At 61.1% G+C, this 13,576-nt stretch carries 10 protein-coding genes; 3 read left to right on the top strand and 7 right to left on the bottom strand.

Going from position 1 to position 13,576, the window contains the following annotated elements; all coding sequences use genetic code 11:
- Positions 1-13 precede the first annotated feature (13 nt).
- The 6 genes from AC3Z8Y_RS03635 to yaaA all read right to left on the bottom strand — a co-directional run bounded on the left by AC3Z8Y_RS03635 (position 14) and on the right by yaaA (position 8,679).
- Positions 14-1,507: an alginate export family protein gene (locus AC3Z8Y_RS03635; protein WP_490088500.1), complete on the bottom strand. Its 1,494-nt coding sequence runs from the start codon at positions 1,505-1,507 to the stop codon at positions 14-16.
- Positions 1,504-2,949 (bottom strand): alginate biosynthesis protein AlgK, encoded by a 1,446-nt coding sequence (locus tag AC3Z8Y_RS03630; RefSeq protein WP_490088499.1) that lies wholly within the window; start codon positions 2,947-2,949, stop codon positions 1,504-1,506. Before AC3Z8Y_RS03630 ends, AC3Z8Y_RS03635 begins: the two co-directional genes overlap by 4 nt.
- Positions 2,950-2,964: 15 nt before the next feature.
- A complete protein-coding gene (locus AC3Z8Y_RS03625; RefSeq protein WP_490088498.1) occupies positions 2,965-4,128 on the bottom strand; it encodes a PilZ domain-containing protein in 1,164 nt (387 codons plus the stop codon).
- A gap of 34 nt (positions 4,129-4,162) precedes the next feature.
- Positions 4,163-5,644, bottom strand: a complete 1,482-nt coding sequence (gene alg8, locus AC3Z8Y_RS03620) for a mannuronan synthase (protein WP_490088497.1) — start codon at positions 5,642-5,644, stop codon at positions 4,163-4,165.
- 102 nt (positions 5,645-5,746) lie between these two features.
- Positions 5,747-7,066 (bottom strand): nucleotide sugar dehydrogenase, encoded by a 1,320-nt coding sequence (locus AC3Z8Y_RS03615; RefSeq protein ID WP_490088496.1) that lies wholly within the window; start codon positions 7,064-7,066, stop codon positions 5,747-5,749.
- A gap of 842 nt (positions 7,067-7,908) precedes the next feature.
- On the bottom strand, positions 7,909-8,679 hold the full coding sequence (gene yaaA / locus AC3Z8Y_RS03610) for a peroxide stress protein YaaA (RefSeq protein ID WP_490088495.1): 771 nt from the start codon (positions 8,677-8,679) through the stop codon (positions 7,909-7,911).
- A 159-nt stretch (positions 8,680-8,838) separates the two neighbouring features.
- On the opposite strand from yaaA, the gene AC3Z8Y_RS03605 reads away from it, so the two are divergent.
- The 3 genes from AC3Z8Y_RS03605 (at position 8,839) to AC3Z8Y_RS03595 (ending at position 12,628) form a co-directional block, all read left to right on the top strand.
- Positions 8,839-9,951: a polysaccharide deacetylase family protein gene (locus AC3Z8Y_RS03605; protein ID WP_490089921.1), complete on the top strand. Its 1,113-nt coding sequence runs from the start codon at positions 8,839-8,841 to the stop codon at positions 9,949-9,951.
- 379 nt (positions 9,952-10,330) lie between these two features.
- Positions 10,331-11,725 carry a PhoH family protein gene (locus AC3Z8Y_RS03600; RefSeq protein ID WP_490088494.1) on the top strand — a complete coding sequence of 465 codons (1,395 nt, stop codon included), beginning with the start codon at positions 10,331-10,333 and terminating at the stop codon, positions 11,723-11,725.
- 72 nt (positions 11,726-11,797) lie between these two features.
- Complete coding sequence (locus AC3Z8Y_RS03595) at positions 11,798-12,628, top strand: SDR family oxidoreductase (RefSeq protein ID WP_490088493.1); 831 nt, start codon at positions 11,798-11,800, stop codon at positions 12,626-12,628.
- Between the two features lie 93 nt (positions 12,629-12,721).
- Here the strand turns inward: AC3Z8Y_RS03595 and AC3Z8Y_RS03590 are convergent, their stop codons facing one another.
- Complete coding sequence (locus tag AC3Z8Y_RS03590) at positions 12,722-13,570, bottom strand: efflux RND transporter periplasmic adaptor subunit (RefSeq protein ID WP_490088492.1); 849 nt, start codon at positions 13,568-13,570, stop codon at positions 12,722-12,724.
- Positions 13,571-13,576: the final 6 nt, after the last annotated feature.

Raw genomic sequence — 13,576 nt, 5'->3', positions numbered from 1 at the left:
TTGGCGGTACCCATCAGAAACGCCAGATGACGTCGACGATGGCGCGATGCATGTAATTGTCCACGCCACCGGCATAGGCATCGCCGGGCTTGAACACACCGGCGCGCAAGCGCACCAGCGCGGACGGTTCGTCGAACGACTGGCTCAGGCTGGCGGGCAGCAGGCCCTGCTTGAAGTACTTGGTCACAACCAGGTCCATTTCTTGGCCCAGGTCTTTCTCGCCATCGTTGAGCGGCAAGGTGGACAGCGATACGTCACCGCTGGTGGCGTCCGTGGATTCGTACGCCGCGTTGATGTTGCTGCCGCCGATCGGCGAGCTGCCGTCCACACGCCAGAAGCGGTGGTAGATCAGGCTGGCGTCGTAGTCTTCCTGCATTTCCCAGGAGGCAAAGATCGAAGCGGTCTGCACGTTGGCCAGCTCAGCCTGGAAGGCTTCGCCGAAGCGGCTGATGCGCGAGCGGGTACCGGTCCAGCTGGAGCGGTTGCTCTGCAGGCCATTCTGCTCGTAGTCCTTGCTGGCGCGGGCGTAGGCAGCACCTACTTGCCACTGAGGGTCCAGACGCAGGCGCACGCCCAGGTCGGTCGCCCAGCCACTGACGTGCTCGCCGTAGGTGTCGCCCGCGGTAACCACGCCATTGGTATCGGTGCGGTTGAACGTATCGCGATTGCCGGTGAGCCAGGTCAGGCTGCCCCAGTAGTTGATCTGGTTGGTATTGCGATGGTTGTAGGCATCGCTGGTCGCTTCCAGGCCCAGCCAGGTCAGCTCGCCGTTGCTGGTCTTGTCCAGGTCGTCGATTTCTTCCCCGGCATTGGCCAGGTCGCCATCGTCATGCACATGGTGCGCGCGCAGGCCCACCCACTGGCTCGGTGCCCACTGGTAGGACACATCACCCCACACGTGGGTACGGTCCTTGTCGGTAAGCGACAGGCGCGAGTAGTCGGTGCGGTAGTCGCTGAAGCGCTGCCCTACGCCCACGTCTGCCTTGAGCAGGGTGGTGTCCAGGTTCCAGGTGAGCGACTCGATGTAGTTGTCGTGCCACTGGCCGTCGTCCTGGCGCAGGCGCTGGCGGCCGAACTTGGTCAATTCACCCGGGTACGGCGTGAGCAGGCGGCTGTAGCCCACCCAGAACTCGCGCAGGGCCAGATAGCTGTCGTCCGCTTCACGGTCCTTGCTGTAGTAGCGGCTACCGCTCGAGCCATTGACGTTCTCGTCGGGTTGCAACAGCGGGTCGGTCTGGATGGTGTCCGAGGCCGCCACGGCCTGGCCCATGAAGTACGCGCTCCAGTTGCCCCATTCGCCATAGGCCCAGGGGCGCAGGTCGATACCCACACCCGCCACATCGCCACCGGAGCGGGTGCCCAGGTCGCGGTCGTCTTCGGACTGGCCAGTGACTTTCACTTCCAGGCCGAAGTTATCGGTGGCGGTCAACGCCGCCAGGGTCGGGCAGGACCAAAGTGTCGCAAAGCCAAGGCCGATACCGGCCAGCATGAATTTGTTGAGCATCATAGGGATTGGTCCTCACCGACTGCTGTTTCTGGCAGGGCATGCAGCGCTACGGCGGCGTTGTCCTGGCCGGAAACCGCGCCACGAGCGGCGGTTTCCTGCTGCAGCAGTTGCTGGGCTTGAGCCCGCATTTGCGGTGGTAGTTGTTCTTCGATTGTTTTGGCCAGGTCCAGTACTTCCTGGCGTGGCTGCGGTTGGAGCATCGCCTGGTTCTTGGCCAGCTGGCTGAACACGTAGGCGTTGACAGGGTTCGGCACGGTGCCCCGACCGTTGAAATACAGCTGAGCCAACGCGAAGTCGGCGCTGATCTGACCACGGCGGGCAGCGACCAGGAGGTTATCCACGGCCTTCTGCGGATCGACCATGCCCAGGTAGCCACGGCGGTAGATCTGGCCCAGGTAGTAGTAGGCGCTGACCTGATCCGGCAGCGCCTTCTTCAGGTGCTCCTCGGATTTGGCGGCGTCTGGCAATACCACCTTGCCTTCGTAGTAGATCTTGCCCAGCAGCAACTCGGCACGCGCCGGGTCAGCGTCGTGGCCCTTGTCGATGTAGCCCATCAGCTGATCGACGTCGCCCAGGTCGGGGTAGTCGTATTGCAGCTGCGCCAGGCTGATGTAGGCGCCAGGGTAGGTACCCGTGGCGCTTTCGAGCAGGGCCTGGGCGGTTTTCGGATCAGGCGTGCCCAGGTCCGGGTTGGCCAGGATGCGGGCCACCGCGTCTACGCGGTTAGGCTGCACACGGCCAACGGCGAAGTTGTCCTGCAGGCGCTTGATCAACGCGGCCTGGTCGTCCGTGCGGTTCTGCTTCTGGTAAACCGTCGCCAGTTCCACGTAGCACAGGTCGGTGGTATCGAGCGCAGCCTTGCAGATGCGCTCCACTTCCGCCAGGTTCTGGTCGTAGGTGTTCTGCACGCGATACAGGATGATCTGGGCCAGGCCCGCTTCAGGATAGCCAGCGGCCTTCCATTCGTTGATCTTCTGTTGCGCGTTCACCTTCGGGAAGCTTTGCGGATACTGGATGTACAGCAGCGCCAGGGACATCAAGGTGCCGCCCTCGCCACTGGCGAAGGAGTTCTTGAGCAGCCCTTCAGCCTCGTGGCGCTCGGCCTCGGTGCTGTTGGGCTTGGCAGCCAGAAGCTTGCCCAGGCGAGCGGCGGCGCGTGGCGAAGTAGGCGCGGCGGCGCGGTAGGTCGCCTCGGCCTTGGCCAGCTGCGCGGGATCCCCGCTTTCAACCCAGATGTCAGCCAGGCCAACCTGGGCATCGGCATAGCCCAGGTCTGCCAACTGCTGGTAGTTCTGCTGCGCCAAAGCCACGTTGCCGTTTTTCATGGCTTCCTGGGCAAGGCGTTGGTCCGGCAGGCCGGCACAGCCAGCCAGCGCGAAGGCCACGGCCAGGCCCAGTACGGCAGGCCGATGCAGGTGTCGTAAAGTGTCAGCCACGCTCATTCTCCTGGCGCTCACTTAGAAGCCATGGGCCATGGCTTTGTCGATCAGCCAGTCGATCGAAGGGCCGTGGGTGCTGGAAACATCCACAGGGCGGCCAGCGTATTTCACGTCCAGCGGCTGGTCTGGCTTGATGGTCACGCGCATGTCGGTGGACAGGTCGTCGGTCTTCAGGTTGGTGGCAGCCACTACCTGGCCCGAACGCAGCTGGTCATCACCGGCTACACGGAAATCAACCTTGGTGCCTGGGCGAATGTCGTCGATCTGGCGGTAGGTGTAACGGGCTTCGATGTTGGCGCTGGAGTTGCGTGGCACCAGGTTGAAGATCACGTCACCCTTGCTGGCGTACTGGCCGTTGGCAACCAGTTGCTGAGCCACGATGCAGTCGCATGGCGAGGTCAGGGTGCCGGTCATTTGCTTGCCGAACAGCTCGGTCACTTTCTGTGGGGTCAGGTCCTGTTCTTCCAGGTGGCCCTTGAGCACGTCCAGCATGCTGGTGCTGAAGCTGGCCAGCGGCGAGCCTTTTGGAGCCAGGCCATTGGCGCCTACCAGGCTCGATACAGTGCCGTCACGCGGCATGGTGATGTTCATGCCTGGCGCAGCCACCACACCCGACTCGGCGTGGGTGACGAAGTACAGGTTGTAGACCGACTTGAAGATGTAACCGAAGGCCACCAGGCCGACGACGAAGATCCCCAGGCTGAAGGTCACGGCGCGCAGGCGGCCGAAGAACGACATGTCGTTGCCAGCGGCCTTGCGCTTGCGGGCCTTGGTGAAGTTGTCGCGCTGCAGGGTACCCAGCACGTCGCCCATGGTGACCAACTCACCGCTCAGGTGAGAGGTGATCAGGTGACGCAGGGTAGCGATGTCGGCCTGTTCCAGGTTCTGGAACTGTGCGCCGACACGGCCGCTGCCCTCGACCGAACGGGCCTGGAACTCGATGTCCATGCCCAGGCCCAGGTTGTCGATGACGAACATCAGGCGGCCACGGTAGATCTCGCCCTCGACCAGCGGCTTTTTAGGCATGAAGGAGAAACCACCGGCGGAAAGATCTTCTACTTTCGCTTCCTGGGTTTCGCGGTTCGGCCCGATGAAACGGATCTTCGCTGGCAGGCGAACCCGTGCGAATTGGCGCTGGGCTTCGGACTCATGGACCACATTGGGGTTGACGGCTGTATTCATGGTTAATTTTCCTACTTAATCCATTGAGGGCTGGTCAGACGATCGCAAACAGGAACGCAACGAAGACGCTGCCTGCCGAGAACGTCATGGTCCGAGACGACCAGGTGTTGAACCATTGTTGAAAACTGGCCAGATCGCGTTTCGTGGACGTGGGTTGCCGTGTCCAGGACTGGCGGTCGAGGCGGAAGAACACATAGATCTTCATCAGCGCGCCGACGATCTGGTTGTAATAAAGAATGATCGGGTAAGCCGGCCCCACCGAGTGCCCGCTGAGTGACAGCAGGATGGTGAGGATCAGGCGGGTGATGCCGATCCACAGCAGGTACGCGAGCAGGAACGTGACGCTGTACTTGAACGTCGCGATCAAGGCCGCAGTCAGCCCCAGAAGGGACGTCCACATGGACACACGCTGGTCGAACAGCACCACCATGGTGAACAACCCGAGGCGGCGTATGCCCAGGCCCAGCGCCCGGGAGTTCTGCCGCAGGTTGTTGCCGTACCAGCGGTACATCAGCTTGCGGCTGGCCTTGACGAAGCTCTTCTCCGGCGGGTGTTCGACCGTGTTGATGGTCGCATCCGGCACGTAGAAGGTGTCGTAACCCAAGCGCATCAGGCTGAACCAGCTGGACTTGTCGTCACCGGTCAGGAAGCGGAAGGTGCCCAGACGCCAGTGCTTGAGCGAGTCGCTCTCCACGTCGGCGATGAACAGCGGGTCGGTTACCACCGAGGCGCGGAAGACGGACATCCGGCCGGTCATGGTCAACACGCGCTTGGACAGGGCCATGGAGCACATGTTGATGTGGCGCTGGGCGAACCGCAGCTTGTGCCACTCGCTCATGATGTAGCTGCCACGCACTTCGCAGAACTCGTTGGTGGTCAGGCCACCCACGTTCGGCCACAGGGCGAACCAGGGCACGGTCTTGCGCACCACGCCTTCGTTCAGCACGGTGTCGCCATCGACCACGGCCACTACCGCATGCTCATCAGGCATGTGCCGCGAGATCGCGCGGAAGCCATACGCCAACCCGTCCCGCTTGCCGGTACCGGCGATGCGCACGAAGTCCAGGCTTACCCGCTCAGGTGGGTTCATCTTGGCCCAGAGGGACTTCATCAGCAGCTCGTCCGACATTTCCACCAGCGACGCAACGATGGTGGTGGGGTAGCCGCTGTCGATCGCTTCGCGGATCACCGACTGGTACACGGCCGCCGTGGTGCTGGCGTCGATACGGAAGCTGGTGACCATCAGGAACACATGGGAAGGATCCGCGTCAGTACCCAGCTTCATCACCTTGCGGCGCAGCAGGGGGTAGACGACATAAAGGAACAGCATGCCGCGCACGAAGTGCATGGCACCCATCGAATAGCGCCAGATACCCACGGCGCCAATCAGGAAAATGAAATCCTTGGAATCAGAATTGAACAGCGATGGGGGCAGCGCGAGCGCCAGGCCCATCAGCAGACACAAGTAAAACAGCCATCCAGCAGCCTGGAGCAGGCCGTGCTTTAGCCTCGACATATCCGCATCCGTCTCTTCATCGACCGCCCGGATCGGCGTTCGAAAGTGTTAAGGCAGGCGTAAAGAACCGCGGGGGCCGGCGGCCCACCGCGGTCACGGCTGTTACCAGCAGATACCTTCGTAGTTCGTGTTCGAGTCGGTCGCTTCTTTTTTCAGGAAGCCGACCAGGTCGAATACTTGCTTGCCAGCTGGCGGGTTTTGCAGCAACTCGCCGAAGGCCTTGTCGCCGTTACCCAGGATCAGTACTTCAGCGCCGTTCACAACGGCGTTGAAGTCAGACTGGAGCAGGGACGACACGTGAGGGATCTTGGACTCGATGTATTCCTTGTTCGCGCCCAGGATGCGAGCGTGCTCTACGTTCTTGTCGTAGATGCTCAGCTCGAAGCCTTTGCCGATCAGGCGCTCGGCCAGCTCTACCAGCGGGCTTTCACGCAGGTCGTCGGTGCCGGACTTGAAGCTCAGGCCCAGCAGGGCAATCTTGCGCTTGCCGTAGCCGCTGATCACGTCGAAGGCGTTCTGAACCTGTTGCTCGTTGCTCGCCATCAGCGAGTTCAGCAATGGGGTATTCACGTCCAGGGCGCCAGCGCGGTAGGTCAGTGCACGAACGTCCTTGGGCAGGCAGGAGCCGCCGAAGGCGAAGCCTGGGCGCATGTAGTAGGCGGACAGGTTCAGTACGTGGTCCTGGCAGACCACGTCCATCACTTCACGGCCGTCTACGCCGCACGCCTTGGCAATGTTGCCAATTTCGTTGGCGAAGGTGACCTTGGCCGCGTGCCATACGTTGCAGGTGTACTTGATCATTTCGGCCACTTCGACCGGCTTGCGGATGATCGGAGCGTCGAGCTCTTCGTACAGGCCTTGCAGCACGTCGCCGGACTGTTTATCGAACTCGCCGATAACGGTCATGGGCGGGTGGTCGTAGTCCTTGATAGCGGTACTTTCACGCAGGAACTCAGGGTTCACTGCTACGCCGAAGTCTACGCCAGCTTTTTTGCCAGAGTATTGTTCCAGAGTAGGAATGACCACGTTCTTCACGGTGCCTGGCAGCACGGTGCTGCGCACGACCACGGTGTGGCGCTCGGATTTCTCTTTCAGCACTTCACCGATGCTCTTGCACACGGCTTCAATGTAATTGAGTTCCAGGTCGCCGTTCTTTTTGCTTGGCGTAGGTACGCACAGCATCGAAACATTGGTCTCGCGGACCGCTTTAGCGAAGTCTGTGGTACCGCTCAACTTGCCTTTGCTCACTGCGCTGGCAAGGAGTTCTTCCAGGCCAGGCTCGACGATCGGGGACTTGCCGTCGTTGATCAGATCGATCTTGACTTGCGAAACGTCAACCCCAACCACGTCGTGACCACGAGCTGTCAAGCAACCCGCACATACCGCGCCAACATAGCCCAAACCAAAGATGCTGATACGCATCGCTTCACCTCATGTGTTTATCACGCCAGCTCACTCAGGAGCCAGACTGGGGGTTAATTAACCAGCAGTATTCGGGCACTCGGATGCGTGACAACTAAATGTGTCATTCCGACTGTCGCACAACCTAATGCAGGCATAATAAGTCCGAGTGCCCCAGAATGTGCACTCAACAAGGGCATAAAGAACCCTGTTTTTCAGGTCCGCCCTGGAATGTAGCCAGCCTTTATGACAAAACGGCTCACTTACTTTCGCTACTTGCCTTCGCGGGGTATTGTTATGCCTTGCGAATCAAGCATTAAGCCGCATGCATGAGTTTGCGATGCAAACTCGGAACTGGCCTTGCGCTGAGGGTAGTTATGGTGCGTTCTCTCCTGAGATTAACTTTCGGGCTGCCTTCGCAGTTCCCTTCGAGTCACACGCCTGGATCACTACATCCAGCCGCTTCGATCTCCTGCCGTGTACGTCATCTCTCACACGCTGAGTGATTCAGTACGCGTCGTATGAGCTACAGATACCCCGGGAAGTTCCTGAGCGCTAGCACCGCTCATACAATTTTCCAGTGGATTTTTCCTACAAATCGTAGTGGCACAACGCCACAAATTCCTGTCTTTTCCCTTTGAAATCAAGGGCTTGAGATGCCAAAAACCCAAAGCGCCAGCACCCAAAAAAAATTTGGCTTTTTTGGACTTTTTTCAAGGTAGGAGACACTAGCGTCGGTTTGACTCCAGCACTTTGACCGGTATTTGACGCCGGACTTCCGTCAACTTGCAGCTTGCACGAGCTGCAAGCCCGGAAAACGTCACCCAAAGAGGGCAAATGCTCAGTGTGACTGCGATCACAGTTTAGCTATCACGCAAGAAAACCAGATTATTGGCACTCGAACGTTCGGGCGCATAGCGGTAACCGGCTTCATCGAACCCTCTCATCGCCTCGGGGTGCTCCAGGCGATTGCGGATGACGTAACGCGCCATCAGGCCCCGCGCTTTCTTGGCGTGAAAGCTGATGATCTTGTACTCGCCGTTCTTGAAATCTCGAAACTCGCAGTCGATCACCCGCGCTTTCAACGCTGGCCGCTTCACGGCAGAGAAGTACTCCTTCGACGCGAGGTTGACCAACACGTCATCACCCTGCGCTTTGAGTGCCAGGTTCAGCCATTCGCTGATCCGGTCTCCCCAGAAGGCGTAGAGGTCTTTGCCGCGCGCGTTCTTGAAAGCCGTACCCATTTCCAACCGGTAGGGCTGCATGAGGTCCAGCGGTCGCAACAGGCCGTAGAGGCCCGAGAGCATTCGCAGGTGCTGCTGGGCATAGTCGAAATCCGCTTCGGAAAAGTCCTCGGCCTGCAAGCCTGTATAAACGTCACCTTTAAAAGCGAGCATGGCCGGTCGCGCGTTTTCAGGGGTAAACGTGGGCGACCAGCTGCCAAAGCGCGCTGCGTTGAGGCCTGCGAGCTTGTCCGAGATGCCCATCAACTCACTTAACTGGGCGGGTGATAGCTCGCGCAGCCCAGTGATCAATTCTTTCGAATGTTCGATAAAGGCGGGCTGGGTATGCCGGTGGGTTGGCAAGGGGCTTTCGTAGTCGAGGGTCTTTGCAGGCGAGATCACCAACAACATAAAGGGCGCTCCAGAAAAAAGGAGCGAGCTTGGCGCGTTAACGGTCTTGCTTCAATACTGTTGTGGCTATCTCCGTGATTGATTCGCCAGCGGCCAGGTGGGTGGCTATCATGCGCGCATACTGCTCATGGAGGACTTTCGTTGCGCCTGCTCCCATTGATGCTCGCCTTTGCCCTGCCGTTCACCCCCTTCGCCGCGCAGGCCGCGCCCGCCGAGGTGGCCTTGATGGACCGTAGCCAGTGGCCAGAAGCGCTGAGTACGCCTGCGCTGTTTGATGTGGCATCCCGGGCGCAGATCCTGAGCTTCTCGCGCGAGCTACTGGCCAGCGAAGCCTTGGATGAAACCTCGCTGGCTGACCGCCTTGGGTTGCATCAGATCAACATGGCAGCGATCAACGCGCTGCGCGAGCGCTGGTGGCAGCGGCTTTGGGCCAACTTCGACCATGCTCAGCAAAGCTGCGCCGAGGACGCCTCGTTCTGTTACGCCGTAGACAACCTGGACGACCTCAAGGCGCAGGCGGGCCAGTTCAAGGTGGAGTCCGACTCCTTTTATGCGCCCTGGGCCGAGCCCGGCCGCGCCTTCAGCCGGGCCTACCTGGACGAGCAACTGCACATGGCGGCGCTGCTGCCGGAAATCAGCAGCGAGGTGGTGAAGTTCTCCAAGGCCGAGCATAACGGCGATGAACTGGAAGACCGGGTGTTCCTGCTGTCGTTCGATGGAGGCCCCAGCCCGGCGGAGGGCAACACGGACTGGATTGCAGACTTCCTGCGCCGGCAGAAAATGAACGCGACCTTCTTCGTACTGGGCAACAGTGTGCAGTTGCGCCGGCAAAGCGCCCCAGCCGAGGAGCTTGAAGCGCTATACCGCGATCAGTGCGTGGGGGTGGAGGGCTGGCAATACCGCTCTCATAGCCAATGGCTGGACTGGCAAGACTCGGTACTGCGCAGCGTGGCGCTGGTGCAGAGCCAGCTGCCGGAAAGCTATGTACCGCAATTCCGCCCTCCTTATGGGCAGCGCCGGCCAGACAGTGGCGAATTCTTCGAAAGCCAGCAGCTGGACGTGGTGCTCTGGGACATCGACTCTCAGGACAGCAACACTCAACTCAGCGCCGAGGACAGCGGCGATCGCGTGCTGACCCTGATGCTGCTATGGCGAAAAGGGATCATCCTGTTCCACGATGCCCAGCTCAAAGCGCGTACCGCCGTGCCGGCGCTGCTGGCCGCGACGGCACAGAGCGGGATTGCGTGGGAGGATTGTCGGGATTACCCCTGAGCGGCAGCTGCAAGCTGCTAGGGGAAAGCGGTTCGGCGGCGTCTTGGAGCTTGGAGCTTGGAGCTTGGAGCTTATAGCCCCAAGCGAAGCGGCGGGTCAGCCAAGGCCGGTTGACTTCGGACTGTAACGGGGTGGCTCATGCGCGCCAAGCGCTATTCGTCATACCGAAAAATAAACATGAAACATCGTTCAAAAGGCTTTGTTCGGTCACAGGTTTTGGAGTACTAAGAAACAGACCGCCGAACCCTGCCGACACAGGTGGCGTCCACACCCGCCCCGCTTTTTGTCGCCAGGCCTCCCATTGGAGTAACGGCGGCCGTTCGAGGCGCAGCACCGCATGGGTATTGCGTCGACTGGCTCCCACGAAAGGTGACCGAGTATGGATGAACAAGGACGCACTCTCTCCACCCACCAGCCCATCCTGTATGTGCTGGACACCAACGTCCTGATCCACGATCCCAACGCACTGCTCAATTTCCAGGAACACCACGTAGCCATCCCGATGACCGTGCTCGAGGAGCTGGACAAGCTCAAGGATGGCAAGCACTCGGTGGCCGCCGAATGCCGGCAGGCTATCCGCTTGATCGACAAGGTGCTGGGCGAGGCCTCGCCGCAGGATGTCGAGCAAGGGGTGCCGATCCAGCGCGGAAAAGGCGATCCCAAGGGTTATCTGTCCATTCTGATGAACAAACGCGGCGCACTGGAGAGCCCGCTGCCGGATCACTTGAACGACAACGTCATCATCAACCAGTTGATCGACCTGCATGCGCGGCGCCCTCAGCTGGACGTGGTGCTGGTGACCAAAGACATCAACATGCGGCTCAAGGCCCGCGCCTGCGGAATTGCCGCCGAAGATTACAGCACCGATCAGCTGGTAGACGACGTTTCGCTGCTATCACGGGGTTATCACACCGTTTCGGGTTCCTTCTGGGACCGTGTTCAGAAAGTGGACACGCGCCAGGACCATGGCCGTACCTGGCACCGGGTGCAGTTGGCCGAAGTATTGCCCTCCGCGCATGTCAACGAGTTCATCATCGATGAGCAGGGGTTTGTTGGCTGGATCAAGGCAGTGCGCCAGGACGAACTGATGATCCTGGACATGCATCAGGAGCCGCTGCTGCACCAGGAAGCCTGGGGCCTCAAGCCCAGGGACATCCACCAGGCGCTGGCGCTATTCGCGCTACTCGACCCGGACATTCACCTGGTCAACCTCTCTGGCGCGGCAGGCTCGGGCAAAACGATTCTTGCCCTCGCCGCAGCGATCGAGCAGACCATGGTGAGCAAGCGCTACCGGCGCATCATCGCCACCCGCAGCGTACAGGGGCTGGACCAGGAGATCGGCTTTTTGCCGGGCACCGAAGCCGAGAAGATGGAGCCATGGCTGGGCGCCATCACCGACAACCTTGAAGCCTTGCATATGGACGACGAAAACACTCATGGCAGCGTGGACTACATCCTGAGCAAGGTGCCGCTGCAGTTCAAATCCCTGAACTACATCCGCGGCCGCAGTTTCCAGCAGAGCCTGATCCTGATCGACGAATGCCAGAACCTCACGCCGCACCAGATGAAAACCATCATCACGCGTGCTGGCGCAGGGTCCAAGGTGGTCTGCCTGGGCAACCTGGCGCAGATCGACACCCCATACCTGTCCGCGACGAGTTCGGGCCTGACCTACCTGACCGAACGTTTCAAGGACTTCCCCCACGGCGTGCACATCACCCTGCAAGGCGTGCCGCGCTCGATCCTCGCCGAATACGCCGAATCCCACCTGTAATCGCACGGCCTGGCGGTTTCGCCAGGCCCCTTCCTTGGCTAGCATGGCCGCTTCCATTCACGGGAGGCGCCCATGCCTGTTTCTTTGATCACCGGTTGCTCGAGCGGCATTGGCCTGGCGCTGGCTCACGCCCTGCGCGCGGCCGGCCATCACGTATGGGCCACCGCCCGCCAGCCGGCAGATGTTGCCCAGCTGGCTGCGGCGGGCTTCTCGGCGCAGGTACTGGACGTGACGGACGAACAACAATGTCAGGCCCTTGCTGCGCTGCTGACCGCCGAAGGCCAGGGGCTTGATGTGCTGGTCAACAATGCGGGCTATGGCGCCATGGGCCCGTTGCTCGATCAAGGCGATGCGCTGTTGAGGCGCCAGTTCGATGCCAATGTGGTGGGCCTGGTGGGCGTGACGCGAGCGCTGTTCCCGCTGCTTCGGCAGAGCCGCGGCGTGGTGGTGAACATCGGCAGTGTGTCTGGCGTAATGGTTACGCCCTTCGCCGGTGCCTATTGCGCGTCCAAGGCGGCGGTGCATGCACTGAGCGATGCATTGCGCATGGAGCTGGCGCCGTTCGGGGTGCGGGTGATGGAGGTTCAGCCGGGAGCCATCGCTACCCGCTTCGCCAATAACGCCAGCGCGGCGGCGGAACAAGTGATCGCCGAAGGCTCGGCGTGGTGGCCCATGCGTGACGGCATCCGCCACCGGGCCCGCGCGTCACAGAACCATCCTACCCCGGCCTCCGAAGTGGCCGCACGCATCACCCATGCCTTGGCCCGCCCTGCCCCACCGCGCCTGTTAAGGGTAGGCCGCGGCAGCCGAACGCTGCCGCTGCTGGCGGCGCTGGTGCCCAAGGCGCTGCTGGAATGGGGGTTGCGGCGGGCGTTCGGCTTGGCGAAGCGCAATCCGTTGTAAAAAGGCTCTTGACCTGTACTGCCCCTGCAGGAGTGGGCAAAGCCCGCGAACAAGGCTCAACCCGCCGCAGGCGTAGCTCGCGAAACACCGCGATCAATGGATGAGAACAGTACAGGTCGTGCCCGCCGCCAGCAGCATGCCGTCAGGTACTTCATCCAGGTGGATGCGCACCGGCACGCGCTGGGCCAGGCGCACCCAGTTGAAGGTGGGGTTCACGTCGGCGAGCAATTCGCGGCTCTCAGGGTTGTCGCGGTCGTAGATCCCGCGGGCAATGCTCTCCACATGCCCTTTGAGGGTTTCGCCGCTCATCATTTGCATCTCGGCGGCGTCGCCGACGTGAACATGGGGCAGCTTGGTTTCTTCGAAGAAGCCATACACCCAGAACGAGTGCTCATCCACCACAGCCATCTTGGCCTCCCCCGCACGGGCGTAATCCCCCGCATGCACATTCAGGTTGGTCACGTAACCATCGACCTGGGCGACCACTCGGGTGCGCGCCAGGTTCAGCTCGGCCGCCGCCAGCGCGGCCTGGGCTTGCTGGTATTGCGCCTGGGCGGCGTCGGCGATGCTGCCGGCGTCTTCCTGGTTCTCCTTGGAAATCACCATGGCGTCAAGGTCGGCACGGCGGCGGGCGTTGAGCTTGCGCATGTCCCAGGTGGCCTTGCGGGCGGCCACCAATGCCTTGGCCTGGTCCACCGCCACCTGATAATGCGCCGGGTCGACCTGGATCAGCAGGTCGCCCTTGCGCACACGCTGGTTGTCTTTCACCGGCACCGCGACCACATAGCCGGACACATCGGCGGCCACATTGATGATGTCCGCCCGTACGCGGCCGTCACGGGTCCAGGGGGTGTCCATGTAGTCGACCCACAGCAGGCGCCCGAGGAACACGGCCACGCCGAATACGACCAAGGTGCCAACCAGGCTGAACAGCTTTTTCATCACGTC

The organism is Pseudomonas sp. 3MAES_34.3B, assembly GCF_058145875.1.
The sequence above is the reverse complement of the archived record's forward strand: the minus strand, read 5'-3'. Positions and strand labels throughout refer to the sequence as shown.